This window comes from Bordetella genomosp. 8 (assembly GCF_002119685.1).
GTDB lineage: Bacteria > Pseudomonadota > Gammaproteobacteria > Burkholderiales > Burkholderiaceae_B > Bordetella_C.
The window spans coordinates 5,684,339-5,705,245 of the sequence record NZ_CP021108.1 but is presented as its reverse complement, the minus strand read 5'-3'; the positions used below and the strand labels follow the sequence as shown (position 1 = coordinate 5,705,245).

General features: G+C 66.3%; 17 protein-coding genes. 10 read left to right on the top strand and 7 right to left on the bottom strand.

Translation table 11 applies throughout. The features are described 5' to 3' along the window. The 9 genes from hemE (at position 1) to CAL12_RS25735 (ending at position 12,231) form a co-directional block, all read left to right on the top strand. Entirely contained in the window at positions 1-1,077 is a 1,077-nt protein-coding gene (gene hemE / locus CAL12_RS25775; protein WP_086067212.1) for a uroporphyrinogen decarboxylase, read from the top strand. 402 nt (positions 1,078-1,479) lie between these two features. Continuing rightward, a complete protein-coding gene (locus tag CAL12_RS25770; protein WP_086067211.1) occupies positions 1,480-3,606 on the top strand; it encodes a primosomal protein N' in 2,127 nt (708 codons plus the stop codon). Positions 3,607-3,612: 6 nt separating this feature from the next. Beyond that, a complete protein-coding gene (locus CAL12_RS25765) occupies positions 3,613-5,679 on the top strand; it encodes a UvrD-helicase domain-containing protein (RefSeq protein WP_086067210.1) in 2,067 nt (688 codons plus the stop codon). Positions 5,680-5,958: 279 nt separating this feature from the next. Further along, on the top strand, positions 5,959-7,158 hold the full coding sequence (locus tag CAL12_RS25760) for a DUF5621 domain-containing protein (RefSeq protein WP_086067209.1): 1,200 nt from the start codon (positions 5,959-5,961) through the stop codon (positions 7,156-7,158). A gap of 122 nt (positions 7,159-7,280) precedes the next feature. Beyond that, entirely contained in the window at positions 7,281-8,117 is an 837-nt protein-coding gene (locus CAL12_RS25755) for an ABC transporter ATP-binding protein (protein ID WP_157793130.1), read from the top strand. 10 nt (positions 8,118-8,127) lie between these two features. Next, a complete protein-coding gene (locus tag CAL12_RS25750) occupies positions 8,128-9,120 on the top strand; it encodes an ABC transporter substrate-binding protein (RefSeq protein ID WP_086067207.1) in 993 nt (330 codons plus the stop codon). Between the two features lie 10 nt (positions 9,121-9,130). Then, the gene (locus CAL12_RS25745) at positions 9,131-9,922 is read left to right on the top strand and encodes an ABC transporter permease (protein ID WP_157793129.1); all 792 of its coding nucleotides are present in this window, start codon (positions 9,131-9,133) and stop codon (positions 9,920-9,922) included. Beyond that, positions 9,912-10,694, top strand: coding sequence for an ABC transporter permease (locus CAL12_RS25740; protein ID WP_086067205.1), 783 nt, complete (start codon positions 9,912-9,914; stop codon positions 10,692-10,694). Before CAL12_RS25745 ends, CAL12_RS25740 begins: the two co-directional genes overlap by 11 nt. A gap of 25 nt (positions 10,695-10,719) precedes the next feature. Beyond that, positions 10,720-12,231 carry a carboxylesterase/lipase family protein gene (locus CAL12_RS25735; protein WP_086067204.1) on the top strand — a complete coding sequence of 504 codons (1,512 nt, stop codon included), beginning with the start codon at positions 10,720-10,722 and terminating at the stop codon, positions 12,229-12,231. Positions 12,232-12,275: 44 nt separating this feature from the next. Here the strand turns inward: CAL12_RS25735 and CAL12_RS25730 are convergent, their stop codons facing one another. The 7 genes from CAL12_RS25730 to CAL12_RS25700 form a co-directional block, all read right to left on the bottom strand. After that, complete coding sequence (locus tag CAL12_RS25730) at positions 12,276-13,424, bottom strand: M20 family metallopeptidase (protein WP_086067203.1); 1,149 nt, start codon at positions 13,422-13,424, stop codon at positions 12,276-12,278. A gap of 25 nt (positions 13,425-13,449) precedes the next feature. After that, a complete protein-coding gene (locus tag CAL12_RS25725; RefSeq protein WP_086067202.1) occupies positions 13,450-14,346 on the bottom strand; it encodes an alpha/beta hydrolase in 897 nt (298 codons plus the stop codon). A gap of 44 nt (positions 14,347-14,390) precedes the next feature. Next, positions 14,391-15,401 (bottom strand): ABC transporter ATP-binding protein, encoded by a 1,011-nt coding sequence (locus tag CAL12_RS25720; protein WP_086067201.1) that lies wholly within the window; start codon positions 15,399-15,401, stop codon positions 14,391-14,393. Next, complete coding sequence (locus tag CAL12_RS25715; protein WP_086067200.1) at positions 15,394-16,395, bottom strand: ABC transporter ATP-binding protein; 1,002 nt, start codon at positions 16,393-16,395, stop codon at positions 15,394-15,396. The genes CAL12_RS25720 and CAL12_RS25715 overlap by 8 nt, the downstream gene beginning before the upstream one ends. Next, entirely contained in the window at positions 16,392-17,309 is a 918-nt protein-coding gene (locus tag CAL12_RS25710; protein ID WP_086067199.1) for an ABC transporter permease, read from the bottom strand. The genes CAL12_RS25715 and CAL12_RS25710 overlap by 4 nt, the downstream gene beginning before the upstream one ends. A gap of 129 nt (positions 17,310-17,438) precedes the next feature. Then, a complete protein-coding gene (locus tag CAL12_RS25705) occupies positions 17,439-18,416 on the bottom strand; it encodes an ABC transporter permease (RefSeq protein ID WP_086067198.1) in 978 nt (325 codons plus the stop codon). 121 nt (positions 18,417-18,537) lie between these two features. Beyond that, positions 18,538-19,551 (bottom strand): succinylglutamate desuccinylase/aspartoacylase domain-containing protein, encoded by a 1,014-nt coding sequence (locus CAL12_RS25700; RefSeq protein ID WP_086067197.1) that lies wholly within the window; start codon positions 19,549-19,551, stop codon positions 18,538-18,540. Between the two features lie 362 nt (positions 19,552-19,913). Between CAL12_RS25700 and CAL12_RS25695 the strand changes: the two genes are divergently transcribed. Next, entirely contained in the window at positions 19,914-20,903 is a 990-nt protein-coding gene (locus CAL12_RS25695; RefSeq protein WP_086067196.1) for a LysR family transcriptional regulator, read from the top strand. Positions 20,904-20,907: the final 4 nt, after the last annotated feature.

The window sequence follows — 20,907 nt, the reverse complement described above, 5'->3', positions numbered from 1 at the left end:
GTGTCCGCCGTCGCTTTGCAGAACGATGTATTCCTGCGCGCTTTGCTGCGCCAGCCCGTGCCGTACACGCCCGTGTGGTTGATGCGCCAGGCGGGACGCTACCTGCCCGAATACAACGCCACGCGCGCGCGGGCGGGTTCATTCCTGGGACTGGCGCAGAATCCCGTATACGCCGCCGAAGTGACCCTGCAGCCGCTGGAACGCTTTCCGCTGGATGCGGCGATCCTGTTCTCCGACATCCTGACCGTGCCCGACGCGATGGGCCTGGGCCTGGATTTTCGCGCCGGTGAGGGACCGCATTTCGAGCGTCCGGTGCGCACGGAAGCCGACGTCGATGCCCTGGCGCCCCCGGATATGGACAAATTGCGCTACGTGTTCGACGCGGTCAGCCTCATACGCCGCGAGCTGCAAGGACGGGTGCCGTTGATCGGCTTCGCCGGCAGCCCCTGGACCATCGCCTGTTACATGGTCGAGGGCAAGGGCAGCGACGATTACCGGCTGATCAAGAGCCTGGCATACGGCCGCCCCGACCTGATGCATCGCATCCTGGCGATCAATGCGCGCGCCACCACTGACTATCTGAACGCGCAGATCGCCGCTGGGGTGCAGGCGGTGATGCTGTTCGACAGCTGGGGCGGCGTCCTGGCCGACGGCTTGTTCCAGGAGTATTCGCTGGCCTATACCCGGCAGGTCATGGCGGGGCTGACCCGGCAGCAGGACGGGCAGCCCGTTCCCGCCATTGTGTTCACCAAGGGCGGCGGCCTGTGGCTGGAGGACATCGCCGGCTGTGGGGCGGACGCCGTGGGCGTGGACTGGACCGTCAACCTGCGCCGCGCGCGGGCGCGGGTCGACGACGCCGTGGCGCTGCAGGGCAACCTGGATCCCATGGCGCTCTTTGCCGGCGGACCGGCGATACGTGCCCAGGTTCGCCGCATCATCGATGATTTCGGGCCGGTGGGTGCGGGCGGTCATGTGTTCAACCTGGGCCACGGGATCTCGCAGTTCACTCCGCCGGATGCCGTAGCCGAACTGGTGGATGAGGTGCATGCGTATAGCCGCGCCTTCCATGCCGCCTGAAACAGGGTTTTTCCTTGGCCGGCCGCGACGGAGAAGACCCGTTTGCGGCGCCCACATCGGCCTTTTTCCCCGAGGCGGCGCGCGCGACGTGCCCCCATTTAGGACACTTGTGCACAGCAACGTAGCAAAGACGCTTGACAGCGCAGGGTCGTCTGTGCTTTGGCGTGTTCCCCGCCAAGTCATTGATTTCATGGCGAAAAACTATTTGATCTCGCCCCTTACAAGATGGACGTGGTTGTGGTAAGCCGGGGTAATTCCAAAATCAGGGGTTTTTTCCCCAAAGTTATCCACAGAGCGCCTTGCCCGCATTTTCATTTGCAGGCATCACAGGCGTTTAGCGGGAACTTCGAGAATTCACTTTAAATGGGATGAGCCGACTGCTCATGCTTTTGACGGATGGCAATGACCGAAACCCGTGCTGAAACGCCGGCCAGTTCCCTCGCGCCCCAGGCCCTGGCCTGGGTGCGTGTCGCGCTGGACGTGCCGCTGCAGGGCCCCTTCGACTACAGCCATGGCGTCCCGCTGGATCCCGGTACGCGCGTTATCGTGCCTTTCGGTCGCCGGCGGCTGGTCGGCGTGGTGACGGAGTCGCTGGAACAGCCTTCCATCGATCCGGCGCTCATCAAGGCCGTGGAACGCGTGCTGGACGACCTGCCGCCTTTCGGTGACGACTGGTTGCGGCTGGCGCGCTTCGCGGCCGCGTACTATCAGCGGCCCCTGGGCGAGGTCATGTTGCCCGCCTTGCCGCCACCGTTGCGCAAGCCGTCAGCCTATGAAGGCAAGCGTTCGGGTGCCGGGCCGGTGGCGCGGCTGGATGCCAAGCTCGCGAAGGCGGGCGCCAAGGCAGCGCAGCCGGCCGGCGACGTCCCGCCGCCGGCCGAGCCGACCTTGAATACGGAACAGGACGCCGCGGTCGAGGCCATCCGTGCCCTGCGCGGTTTCAAGCCCGTACTGCTGCACGGGGTCACAGGCAGCGGCAAGACCGAGGTCTACCTGCGCGCCGCGCGCGATGTCCTGATGCAGGGGCGGCAGGTGCTGCTGATGGTGCCGGAAATCAATCTGACACCGCAGCTGGAGGCCGTGCTCCGCGGCCGCCTGGACGCCGTCGCGGGCCCGGGGGCGCTGGCGGTGCTGCACAGCGGCCTGTCGGACGGCGAGCGGCTGGAATCCTGGATACGCGCCCAGCGCGGCCAGGCGCGCGTGCTGCTGGGCACGCGCATGTCCATCTTCGCGCCCTTGCCGGACCTTGGCCTGATCGTGGTGGACGAGGAACATGACGCGTCATACAAGCAGCAGGACGGCCTGCGCTACTCGGCGCGCGACTTGGCCGTATGGCGTGCCCGCGATCGGGACATACCGGTGCTGCTCGGTTCCGCCACGCCGTCGCTGGAGACCTGGCAACAGGCCGAACGCGGCCGTTATCTGCGCCTGACCCTGTCGGCGCGCGCCAAGGCCAGCGAACTGCCCAAGGTGCGCCTGGTGGATACGCGCCGCCTGGCGATGAAGCAGGGCATGTCGCCGCATTTGATCGACGCGATCGGCAAGCGGCTGGAGCGCGGCGAGCAGTCGCTGGTGTTCCTGAACCGCCGCGGCTATGCGCCCGTGCTGCACTGCGCCTCCTGCGCCTGGGTCAGCCATTGTCCGCGCTGCACGGCCTTCACCGTGCTGCATCGTGGCCCGGGGCCGGGCGGCCACGTCCTGCAGTGCCATCATTGCGGTTACCAGGCCCGGGTGCCGCGCGCCTGCCCGGAATGCGGAGACCAGGACCTGCAGCCCATGGGCCGTGGCACACAGCGGGTCGAGGAACACCTGTCCGAGCTGTTTCCCAAGGCCAGGATATTGCGGATCGATGCGGACAGCACGCGCCGCAAGGGCAGCGCGCAGACGCTGTTCGCCAGCGTCCATGCCGGCGAGGTCGACATCCTGGTGGGCACGCAGATGGTGGCCAAGGGCCATGACTTCGCGCGGCTGGGGCTGGTCGGCGTGCTGAACGCGGACGCCATGCTCTTTGCCCACGATTTCCGCGCGCCGGAACGACTGTTCGCGCAGCTCATGCAGGTGGCTGGCCGCGCCGGCCGCCATACCGAAGGCGGCGAGGTCCTGATCCAGACCGGCTATCCGGAACAACCGGTCTACCAGGCGTTGCTGCGCCACGATTACGTCGGTTTCGCCGGCCCGGCGCTGGCCGAGCGCGAAAGCACGGGCCTGCCGCCTTTCGCGCACCAGGCCCTGCTGACCGCCGAAGCGCGCGAACTGGCCCAGGCCCTGGAGTTCCTGCAGTCGGCGCGCGATCTGCCGGACGGCGAGCTGGCCGATTGTTTTCCCACCTCGGATGCCGTTACGCGCTACGATCCGGTTCCGTTGCGAGTGGTGCGCATTGCCAATATGGAGCGCGCGCAACTGCTGGTGGAAAGCGCCAGCCGGCCCGCGCTGCAAGGGTTCCTGGCGGCGTGGTCGGCGATGCTGCCGCAATTGCCCGCCGCGTCCCGCGTGCGCTGGCAGCTGGAAGTCGATCCCCTGGAAATCTGACGTCCCATGTCCGAGACCCTGCCCGCCGGGCTGAATCCCCCGCAACGCGAAGCCATCCTGTACCTGGGCGGGCCTTGCCTGGTGCTGGCCGGCGCGGGCAGCGGGAAGACGCGCGTCATCACGCAGAAGATCGCTTACCTGTTGCGCGAATGCGGCTACATGGGCCGCAACATCGTCGCGCTGACTTTCACCAACAAGGCCGCGCGCGAGATGGAAGAGCGCGTCAAGGCGCTGGTGGACCGCAAGCTCGCCAAGGGGCTGACCATCAGCACCTTCCACGCGCTGGGGGTGCGCTTCCTGCGCGAGGAAGCGCGCCACGCCGGCCTGAAGCCGCAGTTCTCCATCCTGGATGCCGACGATGCCATGGGCATCATCCAGGACCTGCTGGCCACGACCGATCGCGGCTGGCTGCGCACCGTGCAGACGACGATTTCGCTGTGGAAGAACGCCTTGCTGGACCCGGACGGCGCCGCCGCCATCGCGTCCACCAAGGCGGAGGTCGAGTCCGCCCGCGTCTATCGCAGCTATGCCGCCACGCTGGCCGCCTACCAGGCGGTGGACTTCGACGACCTGATCCGCATACCCGCGCTGCTGCTGGAGCAGAACGAAGAAGTGCGTACGCGCTGGCAGAATCGCGTCCGCTACCTGCTGGTCGACGAATACCAGGACACCAACGTGTGCCAGTACCGCCTGGTGCAGTTGCTGACCGGCGATCGCGCCATGTTCACCGCGGTGGGCGACGACGACCAGGCCATCTATGCCTGGCGCGGCGCCACCATCGAAAACCTGGCCAAGCTGACCACCGACTATCCCAACCTGAAGTTGATCAAGCTGGAGCAGAACTACCGCTCCGTGCAGCGCATCCTGGCGGCCGCCAACAAGGTCATCGAGAAAAATCCCAAGCTGTTCGAGAAAAAGCTCTGGTCGGACCTGGGCGTGGGCGAGCCCATCGTCATCACCCCCATGGACGGCGAGGAAGCCGAAGCCGAATCCATCGCCATGCGGATATCCGCGGCGCGCTTCGAGCGCCAGGGGCAATGGAAGGACTACGCCATTCTCTATCGCAGCAATCATCAGTCGCGCATCCTGGAACAGGCGCTGCGCAACCTGAAGATTCCCTACACCATCGCGGGCGGGCAGAGCTTCTTCGACAAGGCGGAAGTGCGCGATGTGCTGGCCTACCTGCGGCTGATCGCCAACGACGAAGACGATCCTGCCTTCATCCGCGCGGCGACCACGCCCAAGCGCGGCATCGGGCAGGGCAGCCTGCAGACCCTGGGCCAGTACGCGGCGGAACGGCAGATTCCGCTGTTCGCCGCGGTCTTCGAGCATGGCGTGGACACGCTGTTGCAGCAGCGCCAGCTCGATTCGCTGCGTACGTTCGCGGAATTCATCCAGCGCATGCAGTGGCGGGCCGGGCGCGGCGCGCCCGACGGGAGCAAGCCCGCGTCAGCGGAACCGGCCGGCGTACTGCTGGACGATCTGCTGGGCGCCATCCAGTACGAACGCTATCTGTATGACATGTTCGACGAAAAGCCGGCGCAGACCCGCTGGCAAAACGTCCTGGAACTGACCGGCTGGCTCAAGCGCAAGGCCGAAGAAGACGGCATGACCCTGTTCGAACTGGTCCAGCACGTCGCCCTGGTCACCATGCTGGAACGGGGCGAAGAGGAAGAACCCGACGCGGTCAAGCTGTCCACCTTGCATGCGTCCAAGGGCCTGGAGTATCCGCACGTCTACATGGTCGGCGTTGAGGAGGGCCTGCTGCCCCATCTGGGCAAGGACGAAGAGGAAGGCGACCCGGCGCGGGCCGCGGAATCGCTGGCCACGCGCATCGAAGAAGAGCGCCGGCTGATGTATGTCGGGATCACGCGCGCGCAACGCAGCCTGACCCTGAGCTGGTGCAAGAAGCGGCGCCGCGCGCGCGAAGACCTGGTGCGCGAACCGTCGCGCTTCATCGAGGAAATGGGACTGGGCGATGCGCGTTTCCCGGAAGACGAGGCGACCCGCGCGCTGAGTCCCAAGGAACGCCTGGGCATGCTGAAGGCCCTGTTGAACAAGGGCGGGGCCTAGCCGCTCCCCCTGGGCGGCCGGTGTATCGATCGCCGCATTGAATGCGCCGAGATACGCCGGCGGCGGCCGGTTTTCCCGCATCGCGGGAGGAATCGGCGCGCCGCCGATGCGGATGGATTCCGCCATCGGCAGGCAATGATTACGCCATCGCCGTCCATCGCGCGGAATCACCGGCGCCATACGCCCGGATCGGGTCCGCCGAGGTCAGGATTTTCTCGTTAGGGCGGCTGGTCCAAAGCCACTACGCTGCGGCGCTTTGAATGTCGCAGTGAGACCCCAATGACAGTGTTTACGGTTTTCAACCACGGTACCAGCGCAAGCCGTGATGGGACGGGAGAAATCGTCGCGGAATTCGGCCGCCTGGCCGCCGGCGTCGAATATCGGGATTACCTGATATGCGACGGCCCTGGCAGCGCGCCGGCCACCACCGTCATGCCTGGCCAGTTCAATCCCTTTACGCGCGACAAGCAGAAAAAATCCTTCTTCGGCAACCGGGAGCTGGGCAATACGCCCGCCAATTGCCAGTTCATGGGCATGGCGACCGGCGCGGGCTGGGACGATAACGTCATGCACGCCGTTGCCACCATCGCCGGATTGAATCCCCTGCCGCGCACGGTGAATATGCTGGGGTGGAGCCGGGGCGCAGTGACGTGCACCAAACTGGCGTACAAGCTGCGCGAGTTCTTTCCGCAGATTGCCGTCAATATCTTTGCCGTCGATCCGGTGGCCGGCATCGGCAATAAAAGCGCGGTCGACGCCAGCACCCTGCGCGGCAACGTGAAGAACTACTGCGCGGTGCTGTCCATGCACGAGACCCGCGGGTTCTTCAAGCCCCAGGATGCCAAGCGGGTCAAGCTCACGAACCACGGCACCAATGCCATATTCATGCCCTTTCCCGGCAACCATTCAGGGCAGGTCGGACTGGACAGGAATGTGACCAGGAACCTGGGTGAAGCCGCGCAGATGACGTGGTTCCTGGCCTGGAAATTCCTGGCGAAGTTCGGCACCCGATTCACCGCGCCGCCCTCGCCGGATTATGACGGGCTCACGCAGTGCAATCTGTACGCCAACATGCGCCTCAAAATGGCGGATTACAGGAAAACCGGTCCGGGCTTCGGCTCCGCGCTGTTGATGGGCGGCGGTTATACCCGGGATTTCCTGGCCCATCGCATCAATCAATATGTGAAGTACGCCGACTATTTCATCAATGAGCACCATCGCCGGGTGTTCAAGCGCACCTTGCCCTACCTGTACAACTGGGTATTCGAAGGCCGCGATACCGACGCCGCCGCGGTCAGCCGCGATTTCAAGAAGACGGAGTTCTATTCGGGCCTGCACCGCACATTGGTGGATATGGGCTTGCAGCCGGGCAAGGCGGGCAATGCGTCACCCCTCGCGCGCGGCGTGGGACGGCAGCCGGTGCAGATCTCGCATGACCAGTTGGCGGCCAGCATGTCGCGGATGGGTTTCTATATCTGAGAGCGGCCTGCATCGCCGTGGCCTAGGGGGAACACCCTGGCGTGCCGCCGGCATCCCTGGTAAGGTGCGGGGCGCGCGTTTTGTATCCAAGCGGATACCAAGCCTATTTGCCCGATTGCTCCGTGCCCAACGACGCTTCCGCCACTTTGTCCGCCCGTGATGGGGCCGCGCAGGACCCCATCATCGTCTTCGATCGCGTCGACGTTGCATTGGGCGGCCAGCGCATCTACGACAAGCTCGGTTTCCAGGTCGGCCGCGGCGAATTCGTGTGCATCCTGGGTCCATCGGGCTGCGGCAAATCGACCTCGCTGCGTGTCATGGGCGGCCTGCTGCCGATCGCCGGCGGCCAGGTCAGCGTGGCCGGGCTGCCGCCCAGCCAGGCATGGGCCGAGATCGCTTTCGTGTTCCAGTCGCCGCGGCTGGTGTCCTGGCGCAACGCGCTGGACAACATACTGCTGGCGTTGGAGCTGCGCTTCGGCAAGGCCGACAAGCAGGAAAAGAACCGCCGCCGCGAACGCGCCATGGATCTGCTTGCCATGGTGGGGCTGGCGGCCGACGCGCGGAAATATCCATCCGCGCTGTCCGGTGGCGAGCGGCAACGCGTCGCGATCGCGCGTGCCCTGGCGGTGGACCCGCAGATCATATTCATGGACGAGCCGTTTTCGGCGCTCGATCCCAATACCCGCCAGCGCATGCGCGTCGAGATCGAACAGATCTGGCAGCGCACCGGCAAGACCGTCGTGTTCGTGACGCACGACATCGACGAAGCCTTGCAGCTGGCCGACCGCATCGTGCTGTTTTCCGGCAAGCCGACCACCGTGCTGGAAACCGTCACGATTGCCACGCCGCGGCCACGCCGCCTGGACGACGCCGTGCTGGCAGGGCACCGCGATCATCTGGTGAGCCTGTTCCGCGCCATGGAATCGACGTCGCCCGGCGACCCGGCTGCGGTGTCCTAGGAGCCTACTCATGCATCGTCGCAGTGTCCTGAAACTGGCCGCGCTTCCCGCGCTTTACGGTATCGCCGCGCCCGTCCTGGCGCAGCAGCGCGCCGTCATCACCTATGCCTACCTGCTCGATCCCGCCTATGACGTGGTCACCTGGGCGATGCGCAACGGCAAGGTGGCTTCTTCCACCATCGACGTGCAGGCCCGGGCGCTGGCCATCCCGCAGTTGATCCAGGCCACCTCGGCCAAGCAGTATGACGTGATCATGGCGGCGGTCGTCAGCCTGCCTGCCGCCGTGCAGCGCGGACTGTCGGTCAGCGTGCTGGCCACGTCGCTGCGGGCGGCGCCGGCCGGCGAAGGCGCCGGCGTGTGGGTGCCGCGCGATAGCGCGCTGAAGAAGCCGCAGGACCTGAAGGGCAAGACCCTGGGTTCCTATGGCTTGCGGTCCACCGGGTATACGCAGATCCGCATCGCGTTGACGAAGAAGTATGGCCTGAACATGGCGCTGGAAGGCGGCGACGTCAGCCAGGTGGAGATCCAGGCCCCCAACCTGCCCGGCGCGTTGGCGTCCGGCAAGCTGGACGCTGCCACCCTGATCCACAGCCAGGCCTATCGCGCGATGAAGTCCGGCGACTACCGCCTGATCGCCGAGACCGCGCGCGACAACAACGAGATCTTCAAGACGCGCTTCGTCAGCGCCGTCAATATCGGCTATCCGGAGCGCCTGTCCAAGCAGCCGGAAGCCTACGTCGAGTTCTGCCGCGTGTTCCGCGAATCGCTGAAGTACGCCATGGCAAACAAGGCCGAGGTGTTCGGCGCGGTCGGCAAGGAAAGCGGCCTGGAGCCGGATTTCTTCGAATGGTGGTTCACCAGGAATTCCGAAGTGCCGGCTTATTTCAGCGACGAGCATGCGCAGGCGATCACGCTGTTCTACGAGCAGGCGCGCGACCTGGGCGTGCTCAAGTCTTTCCCGGACATCCGCACGCTGGTGTGGGACAAGGCGCCGCGCGCCTGAGGCCTCGCCGATGTCGTCGACCATCAGCGCGCGTGCCACGGTGCCGGCTCCGGCGCCACGGCGGCGCTGGGCCGCGCATGTCTTCACGCTGGCCTTCCTGGCCGTGTGGGAGGCCGCTTCCTGGGTCCTGCCCCCTTTCCTGTTGCCGGGACCGGGCGAAGTGGCGGTGGGGCTGTACCGGTTCCTGGGCAATCCCCACCAGCTATGGCATCTGGTGGTGTCCATCGGCCACGTGCTGGGGGCGATCGCGCTGTCCTTCGTCATCGGCGCGCTGCTGGCGCTGTTGCCGTACTACTTTCCGGTCTGGCGTTTCGCGATCCAGCACAGGCTGGCGCCATTGCTGAACGCCTTTCCGGGCGTGGGCTGGACGCTGCTGGCGGTGATGTGGTTCGGCATCAACTCGGGGGCCGTCATCTTCGCCATCAGTGCCGTACTGGTGCCGTTCGCGCTGGTCAATCTCTGGGCGGGGCTGAACAATCTGGACGGCGAACTGCTGGAGATGTCGCGCAGCTACACGCGCGCCCGCGGGCGCCAGTTCCGCCTGGTCATCGTGCCGCTGCTGTATCCCTTCGTATTCGCCACGCTGCGCATCATGTTCGGCGTGGCCTGGAAGGTGACGCTGACCGCCGAGCTTTTCGGCGGCAATTCCGGCCTGGGCTACGTCATCAATATGGCGCGGCAGGATTTCGATACGACCACCATCTTCGTGGCCATCGTGCTGATCGTACTGTTCGTCTACGGTACGGACCGGTTGGTGTTTTCGCCGCTGCAGAATCGCTTGTCCCGACACTATGCGCAATAGCTCTTCGTCCGCGCGCGTCGCCGATGCGCCCGATTGGAAAGCCCGCCTGTTGGGCGAGGGCCTGATCGTTGCCCTGCTGGCCGGATGGTGTCTGATGGCGCGCGGCCTGCCGGAATTCGTGCTGCCCGGCCCGCTGGCCGTGGGCCGTCGGCTGGTGGACCTGTTCATCGATCCGGCCTTCCTGGGCCATACCGCGATATCCACGCTCAGGGTGGTTGCGTCCGTGCTGATCGCCGGCCTGATCGGCAGCGCGCTGGCTTTTCTGGCGTACGGCGTGCCCGCCTGGGAGGCCATCGTCCAGGAAAGAATCAAGCCGGTGCTGAATTCCTTTCCCTCCATAGGCTGGGCCATCCTGGCGGCCGTCTGGTTCGACGCGGGGAACTTCAGCGTCATCTTCGTGGAAGTGGCGATCCTGATTCCTTTCTGCCTGGTGAACGTCAGCGAAGGCCTGCGTGCCATCGATCGCGAGCTGATGGAAATGGGGCGCAGCTTCACGCGCCATCGCTTGCGGGTGTGGTGGCGTATCACGCTGCCGCTGCTGGCGCCCTATCTGCTTTCCGCCATTCGCATCGCCTACGGCATAGGCTGGAAGATCGCGCTGGTATCGGAACTGGTGGGCGCGCCCAGCGGCCTCGGGTACCTGATGTTGCGGGCGCAGACCACGGCCGACAGCGTGACTTTCCTGGCGACCTGCTTCGCCATCGTGTTGCTTTTCGTCGCGGGGGAACGGCTGGTGATATTGCCGCTGGAACGCCGCTTTGCCGCGCGCTAGGCGCGGCGCCGATCGGGAGACCTTGATGAACGATGCAAGCCAGTCCATGCCGGAAGTCGCGACGCGCGCCGGCAAGTTGCGCGGCCGCGTGGAAAACGGCGTCACGGTGTTTCGTGGCATCCCCTACGCGGCCCCGCCGGTGGGCGAGCTGCGCTTCGAACCGCCGCGCGATCATGCCGCCTGGAGCGGCGTGCGCGATGCGCTGGAAGATGGTCCCATCGCGCCGCAGGGGCGTTCGCGGCTGGCTCATATCATGGGCGATTTCGAGCGCCCGCAAAGCGAGGACTGCCTGACGCTGACGCTGTGGACGCCCAATCCGGACGCGCGTGGGCGGCCGGTGATGGTGTGGCTGCATGGCGGTGCCTATTCCAGCGGCGCGGGTTCGGTTGACTGGTACGCGGGCGATCGCTTCGCCGCCAATGGCGACGTGGTGTTCGTGTCGGTGAACTATCGCCTGGGGGCGCTGGGTTTTCTCTATCTGCCGGGCACCAGCGAAGGCAATATGGGGCTGCTGGACCAGATGCAGGCCTTGCGCTGGATACGCGACAACATCGCGGCGTTTGGCGGCGATCCGGACAATGTCACGGTAGTGGGGCAGTCGGCCGGCGGCGGGTCGATCGCGGCCATGATGACCATGCCGCACGCCAAGGGGCTGTTCCGGCGCGCCATCCTGCAGAGTCCCGGCATGGGACGCCCGTCGCGCGGCGCGGCGGAAGCCGCGGAACTGGGCGCGCGCTATGCGCACTTCGTCGGCGTGGAGCCGGGCGATGAGGCCGCGCTGAAACAGGCGCCCGTGCAGAAGCTGCTGGCCGCGCAGGGCGAGCTGGCGCGCAGCCTCGCGGGTTTCGCTGTGCTGTCGCTGCCGTTTTCGCCGGTGCGTGACGGGCGCATCATCGAGGGCAATATCGTCGAACGCCTGCAGGCAGGCGCCGGCGCGCACGTCGACGTGATCGTCGGTACGACGCGCGAGGAAATGGCCGCTTTCCATTGCGTCGACCAGGCCGTGCTGAATGCCGATGAAGCCACGGCGCGGCAAGTGTTCGAGCGTCTGTGCGGCCCGCATTACAGCGAGTATGTCGACGAATTCCGCCGCATGCGCGCGGTGCCGACGCCGGCCGCCATGCTGGGCGACCTTACGACCGACCAGGTGTTCCGCATGGGCAGCCTGCGCTTGGCCGAAGGCCAGGCCAGGGCGGGCCATCCGGCCTACGTCTACCAATTCGACTGGCAATCGCCGACGCCGGGATTCAAGTCCTGCCACTGCCTGGAGATTCCCTTCGTCTTCAACAACCGCGACAACTGGCGCGACTCGCCCATGTTGAATGGCTGTGATGAAGCGGAATTCCAGGGCATCGCCAATGCGATGCACCAGGCCTGGATTGCGTTCGCCCGCAGCGGCGACCCCAACCACGCCGGCCTGCCGTGCTGGGCGCCGTACGACGAAGCGCAGCGCACCACCATGCGTTTCGATACGGTGATCGGCCCGGTCAACGACCTGGCGGGGTTGTCCTACCGGCTGCCTTGGCCGGTGATCTGACGATCAGCATACGGCCCGCTCTTGCAGCGGGCCGCTTTACTTGCTTACTCCAGGTCCTTCAGCAGCAAATACCAGAACTGCGTGCGCGCAGCGAGCGTGCTGACCAGGATGTGCTCGTGCAGCGTGTGCGCGCCGTCGCCGTCGGCGCCCAGGCCGTCGAGCGTGGGCACGCCCATGGCGGAGGTGAAGTTGGCGTCGCTGCCGCCGCCCGTCATGGGCGCGTCTTCCAGCGTGAAGCCGGCGGCGGTGGCGAACAGGCGGGCCTTGCCCAGCAACTGTGCTGTCGCTTCCGTCTTCACCATCGGCGGGCGGTTCAGTTCCACGTCGAGGTCCAGGCTGACGTCCTGGCCGACGGGCTGCAAGCCGCGCAGGCGCTTGAGGGTGTCTTCGGCCGCGGGCATGTCGGGCACGCGGAAGTCGACGACGCAGCGGCACAGGGCGGGCACCGTGTTGGTGGCCGTGCCGCCTTCGATGGTGCCGACACTGACGGTGACGCCGCGCTCGTAGTCGGTGATGCTTTCCAGTGCCAGGATCTGGTGGGCCATCTCGCGGATGGCGCTGCGGCCTTTCTCATGGGAAACGCCGGCGTGGGCGGCCTGGCCCTTCACGCTCAGGCGCACCATGCCCGTGCCCTTGCGCGCGGTCACGCATTTGCCGCCGTTGGCGCGCGCCGGTTCGCACACCAGGCCATAGCGCGCGTTGCGGGCATAAGCCTCGATGGAGGCGCGCGAAGCATGGCTGCCGGTTTCTTCGTCGGGCACCAGCACCATGTCGATGGGCAGGCGCGTCGAGCCGGGCGTCGCCAGGCGGCCCATGGCCAGCAACGCCATGTAGATGCCGGCCTTCATGTCGTAGCAGCCGGGGCCGTACAGCTTGTCGCCTTCGATGCGATAGGGCGTTTCCTTCAGCGTCCCGATAGGATGCACGGTGTCCATATGCGCCAGGATCAGGATGCCGGGCCGGGTGTCGTCCGCCGCGCGGTTGGTGACGACCAGTAGCGGACCGGTGCTGTCGCCCAGCGGCTTCAATTCTGTGCGCAGGCCGGCGGCCTGCGCTTCGGCTTGCACCAGGCGCGCCATGGCGGCGACGCCTTCCGGCGAGTTGGTGGGCGATTCGCATTCGATCCACGGACGCAGGCCGGCGGCGATGGCGGCCGATGCCGGCAGGGCGGATGCTTGGGGTTGAGCTGACATGATGAGTCCTTATTGCTGACAACGATTACGCGACGGTCTTGCCGGCCAGCCTGGCCATTTCCGCAGCGCTCGGCATGCCGCCTTCGAACCACAGGCTGGCGCAGACGACGGACATGGCCTTGCCGTCATGGCCGATGCCGGGCACGGATTGCAGGGTCCAGTTGAAGGGCACGCCCAGGCGCGTGGCCTCGCGCTTGCCGGCCTCGAAATAGTTGTGCGCGCGCGCATAGCGATGCGGCCCCTGGCGCTTCGCCGCCGGTTCGGACGGCAGGTTGGGGTCGGCGGTGGCAATATCCTGGTCGCCCGCCAGGATGGTCATGGGGTAGCCCAGCAGGCGCACCAGATGCTCCTGCGTCAGGCCCACGCCGTCCAGGCCTTCCGGATAGGGATGATCGAAGGTCGGCAACGTGTACCAGCCCGGATTGCCTATCGTCACGGCCTTGAAGGGTGCGTGCGACTGGCTGCTCATGAGCCGGTGCACGAACTGCCCGCCGGCCGAATGGCCGAACAGGTAGGCCTGTTCGGTTTCGGTGACGCCGGCTGCGCGCAGGTCGTTGAAGATGCGTTCCACCAGCACGTAGGTCCACGCCGACACCGGCCGCACATTGCCGCTGGGCGTGAACACCCGGCCGTTGTTGTAGCTTTCCACGCCCGGCCAGATCTCGTTGGAGAAAGTCGGCGCGACGATCAGCAGCTTGTGCCTGTCGGCGGCCGGGACCCAGAAATCGCGGTAGTCGTCGCCATTGCGCAGCACGCCATGCTGCACGAACACCACCGGCCGGTCGGGCGTGTAGCCATAGGGCCGGTAGGTATTCAGCGTGAAGGGACGATCGCTGTTGCGGTCTTCGTCGATATACGGGATGGCGTTGCGGCCCGCGTGGTTCAGGTCCAGGCTGATGCGTTCGGCGTTGGAGGTTTCCATGATGTTCCGCGTAGTCGGTATCGGTATGCGTGCGTGCGCTGGCCTCAGGCGGTGCCCGCGCCCGGGTCGTTCAGATGGCAGGCCGACCAGTGCCCCGGCGCGATCTCGGCCAGCGGCGGCACCTGCTCCCGGCAGCGCGGCATGGCATGCGGGCAGCGCGGATGGAAGGTGCAGCCCGGCGGCGGCGCCAGGGGCGAAGGGATCTCGCCCTGGATGGGCGTGAACTGGCGTCCGCGCCGCTTCACATCGGGCACTTCCGCCAGCAAGGCCTGCGTATAGGGATGGTTGGCGCGCGCGAAGATCTCCGCGGCTGGCGCGGTTTCGACGATGCGGCCCAGGTACATGATGGCGACGCGGTCGGAGATATGCCGCACCACGCCGAGATCATGGCTGATGAACAGGTAGGTGAAGTTGTTGCGCTCGCGCAGGTCCATGAACAGGTTGATGACCTGTGCCTGGATGGATACGTCCAGCGCCGCCACGGGTTCGTCGCAGACCAGGAAGGAAGGCTGCACCATCAATGCGCGGGCGATGCCGATGCGCTGGCGCTGGCCGCCGGATATCTGGTGCGGGAAACGGTCGCGGTAGTCGCTCCCCAGGCCGACATCGGCCAGGGCGCTGTCCACGCGCGCCGGGATGTCGGCGGTGGGGGCGAGCTTGTGGACCTTGAGCGCCTCGCCCAGTATCTGGCGCACGCGATGGCGCGGATTCAGGGAAGCCTGCGGGTCCTGGAACACCATCTGCACACCCAGGACGTAGTCCAGCCGCTCGCGGCCCCGCAGTGCGCTGACCGGCTGGCCCTGGTAGCGCAGCTCGCCTTGGCTGGGTTCGTACAGTCCGGCCACCACGCGACCCAGCGTGGATTTGCCGCAGCCCGATTCGCCGACCAGGCCGACGACCTCGCCGGCGGCGATCGTCAGGTTCACCCCATTGACCGCATGTACGACGGCGCGATCGATGCGGCGGCCGGTCAGCGCCAGCAGGCGCTGCGCCAGGTCCGGCCGCTGTTCGAAGCGCTTGTGGACGTCGCGAAGTTCGATCACCGGTTTATTCATGTTTCGGCTCCACGGCATTCACCGGCACGTAGCAATGGAAGCTGCGTCCCGCCAGCCCGGGAGGGCCTTCGCGGGTGACGCCCGGGAATTGCTCCGTACAGCGCGTGACGGCGTTTCCGCAGCGCGGACGGAAGGGACAGCCCGAAGGCCGCGCCGCCAGGCTGGGCGCCATGCCGTCGATCTGCCGCAGTCGCGTGCCAGGCTGGGCGGTGCCCGGCATGGAACGCAGCAGCCCTTGCGTATAAGGATGGCGAGGGGCATCCAGGACCTGGTCCACCGGCCCGGTTTCGACGATGCGGCCGGCGTACATTACCGCGATCCGGTCCGCCAGTTCGGCCACCACGCCCAGGTCGTGGGTAATCCAGATCAGCGCCGTATTGCGCGTGCGGCAGATCTCCTGCATGCGGTAGAGGATCTGCCCCTGGATCGTGACGTCCAGCGCGGTCGTCGGCTCGTCGGCGATGATCAGGTCGGGGTTGTTCAGCAATGCAATGGCGATCGCGACGCGTTGCCGCATGCCGCCCGAAAACTCGTGCGGGAAACTGCGCAGCCGGGCCTGCGGCGATGGAATGCCCACCATGGCTAGGGCTTCCGCGCAGCGCGACATGGCCTGCGCGCGGCTGACGTTTTCATGGGTCAGTATGGTCTCCGCCATCTGCTCGCCGATGCGCAGCACGGGATTGAGCGTCATCAGCGGATCCTGGAAGATCATCGCGATGCGGTTGCCGCGCAGCCTGCGCATGCTTTCCTCGTTCAGCTTGCGCAGGTCCTCGCCCTTGAAGCGGACTTCGCCCGCGACGATTTCGCCGGGCGGATCGATCAGGCCCATCAGGGAAAAGCCGGTCACCGATTTGCCGGAACCGGACTCGCCCACCAGCCCCAGGATTTCGCCGCGGCGCAGCGTCAGGTCCACGCCGTCGACGGCCGGCCAGGCGCCGGCGGTGGTATGAAACGCAGTGCGCAATCCGCGCACGTCCAACAGAAGCTCGCTCATCGACGCGGGTCCAGGCTTTCCCGAAGGCGATCGCCCAGGATGTTGATGGTCAGGATAAGAAACAGCAGGGCCAGGCCGGGGAACAGGCTGATCCAGTAATCGCCCGACAGCAGGTACTGGAAGCCATTGGCGATCAGCAGTCCCAGCGAAGGTTCGGTAATGGGCACGCCCACGCCCAGGAAGGACAAGGTGGCCTCCAGTGCGATCGCGTGGGCGATCTGCACGGTGGCGTACACCAGCACCGGGCTGATGCAATTCGGCAGCAGGTGGACCAGCATGATGCGCCAAGCCGGAAAGCCCAGGTTGATGGCGGCTTCGACGTACTCCTTGCGCCTTTCCTGCAAGGCGCGGCCGCGCATGATGCGCGCGTAATTCGCCCATTGCACCAGCACCAGCGCCAGGATGACCTTGTCGACGCCGCGCCCCAGCACGGCCAGCAGCACCAGTGCCACCAGGATGGAAGGAAAGCCGAGGACGAAATCGACCAGGCGCATCAGCATTGCGTCGACGCGGCCGCCCGCGTAGGCGGCCAGCAGGCCCACCGCGCTGCCCAGCGCGGTGGCGATAGCCACGGCCGACAGGCCGACCAGCAGGCTGATGCGGACGCCGTACAGGATGGCGCTGAGCATGTCGCGCCCCTGGTCGTCCGTGCCCAGCCAGTACATGTGCCCATCCATCGCCGCGGAGCGTGGCGGCAGGCGGCCATCCATGATGCTCAGGTTGGCCAGGTCGTAGGGGTTCTGCGGCGCGAAGAAGGGTGCGATCAGGATGACCAGCGCCAGCAGGGCCAGCACGATCAGCGTGCCGCGCGCGGTGGGCCGGCCGTGCAGCTTGCGCAGTATGGCCGCGCGTCGCGGCGTGTCGGCGAGGGGCTGGACGGTGCGCGTGCGGCCGGAGGAAGCGGAATCGGGCATGTCGTGGGTTATGCGAAAAGCGTAGGCGAGTAAGGCTGGTGCGAAAGTGCGGTGCGCAATGAAAGCAAACGGAAAGCAGTCGGTGGCCGGCGGGCGGTGTCGTGAGACGCCCTCGTTACCTAAGGCACCCTAATGCGCCGGCGCGGCCAACTGCACGCGCGGATCCAGCGCGGCATACAGGATATCGACGATCAGGTTGATCAGGACGAACAGGAAGGTGACGAACATCACGTAGGCCACCACCACCGGCCGGTCCAGCTGGTACACGCTGTCGATCAGCAGCTTGCCCATGCCGGGCCAGGCGAACACGGTTTCCGTGATGGTGGAGTAGGCGATGAGGTGGCCGAATTCCATGCCCACCACGGTCACCACCGGGATCAGGATGTTGCGCAGGATGTGGCGGCCGACGATACGCCCCGGGCGTATGCCCTTGGCGCGCGCGAACTTCACGTATTCCTGGCTTTCGGCTTCGGCCACGCCCGAGGCGGTCATGCGCAGCACCAGCGCCACGTTGGCCAGCGCCAGGTTCAGGGCGGGCATCGCCATATGCGCCAAACCGTCGCGCGTCAGGAAGGAAAACGGAATGCCGAACACGCTGACAGTTTCACCGCGGCCGGAGGCGGGCAGCCATCCCAGCCAGACGGCGAACATCAGGATCAGCATCATGCCCAGCCAGAAGGCCGGCAGCGAAAAACCCAGCACCGACGTCGCCAGGATGCCACGACCCAGCGCCGTGTCGCGGCGCAGGCCGGCGAGCAGGCCCAGGGGAATACCGAGCAGACAGGTCAGCAGCATGGCGGCCACGACCAGTTCGAAAGTGGCGGGCAGGCGTTGCAGGATCAGCGTGATGGCAGGCACGCCCTGGACGAAAGAGGTGCCCATATCGCCATGCAGCGCGCGCCACACGAAGCCGAGGTACTGCTGCCACACCGGCAGATCCAGGCCCAGGCGCGCGATCATCTGTTGGCGGTCGGCCAGGCTGGCCTCGGGGCTGACCAGAAGCTCGATCGGGTCGCCTATCGCATAGACGGCGAAGAAAACGACGATGGATACCGCGATGAGTACGAACAGGCTCTGGATGAGCCGGCGCAGGATGAACAATGCCACGCGGCAATTCCCCGGATGAAGTCTTTTGGATGTCGCGCAAGCGCGTGGCCGCTACTTTACTGCGGCCGGCGCGTGCGGGGTAGCCGGGAATAGCGTGGTTACGGACGTCGCCGGGCGGTCCTCAGGCCTGCTGCGACAGCGGCCTGGCCAGGCGCACCACTGTTACGCCGGCCCGCACGTTGGCCAGCGACGGCATGATGAGCACGCAGTCGTCATAGGGCGTGACCACCGGCTCGCCTTCCGACCAGCCGATGACGGTGCCTGCCTTCGCCAGCTTTTCCAGCCCTTTCCAAGGCTGAGCAAAACGGAAGTCCGCGCTTTTCGCGGCGATCGCATGGGTCACCCGTAAGGCTTCCTGGCTGGGCGCTGTGGGCGCGAACCACGTGCCGGGCAGGTCGGTGGATTCGACGATGCCGGACGCCACCAGGAAACGCGCGGTCTGGTCGATGGCGACCTCTCGCGCCGCCAGCGCGCCGTGGAAGCCGCATTCGATCAACAGGGATCGTGTGCCGTTGTCGTGTTCGTCGCCGAATTTTCCGTAATCGCGCATGCGCACGCCGGCGGCGTGACCCGCGTCCGAAATGATCTTGGCGGGATTGCCCAGCGTCAGCGCCAGATCGATGTTGCGCTGTTGCATGCCGGCCATCTGCAAGGGCACGGCGGAATTGCTCATGGAATGGATATCCAGCAACCAGTCGGCCTTTTTCAGCCAGGGCAGGATCATCGCCGCGCGGCGCCGCTCCTGCGTGCTGTCGTCGGCCAGCTTGTCGTCGGTCCACACCCGATTCAGGTCTTCGTCCACGTAGCGCGACGCGGCATAGTTCTTCGCGTCGAAACGGTCGAAGGCGGCCAGATTGCAGAAGGCCAGCGTCAAGGCGCCGGTGCGTGGCCGCACGCCATGCGACAGCACCGCCTTCAAGGCCCAGGCGCCGCACAGTTCATTGCCATGTATCAGGGCCGTCAGCATGACCGAAGGACCCGGCAGGCCGGAATCGAAATGCCAGATGCCTTCGGTGCCCGTGTTGCCCGCGCGCTCCACATTCAAGTCGGGGCAGGGCAGTTCGAAGGGACGGATCGGCAGGGTCGCTTTCTCGGGCAGCGAGGCGCCAGGCGCGCGGTTCAGGTTCGGCAGCATGGGAAACACGAGGGGCGGGCGGCGCCTTCCGGAGTCGGACGGCGGGTCGGATGGAGGATTCTGTGATGCCATGATCCAAAAGCAAAGCAGAAGCGGACGACGCAATCAGCCGGTGACAGGTAGCCATGAAGTAATCTGGCAATGATAGGCGCGATACGAATGTAACGGCATCGCCCTCGGGCCGGACGACTCGCGCGGCGGCGTCGTTCCTATTGTTTCCCCGAGCGCCCGGCACGGCATGTGCTTCCTGTCCCGCCGGCTTTTTTGTGTGGATTCTAGGGGTACGTGCGGCCAAGGGCTATTAGAATATTTCGTCCTTGTATTGCCGAAAAGGCAAATCTCCCTCTGCCCCGAGGTGGACCATGCACGGTGTCGCCCTTAAATATTTCGCCGAAGTCGCCGCCACCGGCAGCCTGAGCGCCGCGTCGGAACGCCTGTACGTGGCCGTTTCAGCCATCAGCCGCCAGATCGCCAAGCTGGAAGCCGAAGTCGGCGCGCCGCTGTTCAAACGCATGGCGCGCGGCATGGTGCTGAGCGAGGCCGGCGAACTATTGCTGACCCACGCGCGTCGCACCCTGCTGGAAGCGGACGCCGTGCTGCAGGACATCAGCGTCCTGAAAGGCGCACCCAGCGGCACCATGCGCGTCGTGGCGACCGACGGACCGGCCCATCATTTCCTGCCGGAAGTGATGGCGGCTTTTTGTGCCCGCCACCCGCATGCCCGCTTCAGCCTTTACGTCTGCACGCAGGCCGAGGCGCTGCGCCGCGTCGCGGAAGGCCGTGCGGACCTGGCACTGACTTGCGCCGCCGAGCAGAGCGCGGGGACGGTCACGCGTCATTCCGTGGCGGCGCCCCTGTATGCGGTCATGTGCGAATCGCACCCGCTGACACGCCATGCCCGGATCGCCCCGCGGCAGCTGCTGCCGTATCCGCTGGCCAGCGCCGATCCCGCCTCCGCCTCGCGCAAGTTGCTGGAGCACTGCTGGCGGCTGGACGGCTTGCGGTTCGACCCCGCTTTCACCAGCAATCTGTCGGCCGCGCTGATGTCCTTCGTGCGCGAGTCCGATCGGGTGATGCTGGGTCCCTATCTGCCCGCCGCATCGGCGCTGCAGCGCGGCGGCCTGGTGGCGCGGCCGCTGGCGCACCCGGAGATGGCGACGCGGCGCCTGCAGGTGCAGACCATGGAAGGCCGCCTGCTGCCCGGCATGGTAGAGGAGTTCATCAACCATATCGCGACCTCGCTGGCCGCTGTGGTGAACGGCCCGGCCGACCCCCGTGGGTCGGAAAGCGCGCTGGGCAAGCCGCGCCGGCGGCTGGGGGCCTCCGTGCGCAAGACCCCGGCGTTGGCTTGATACC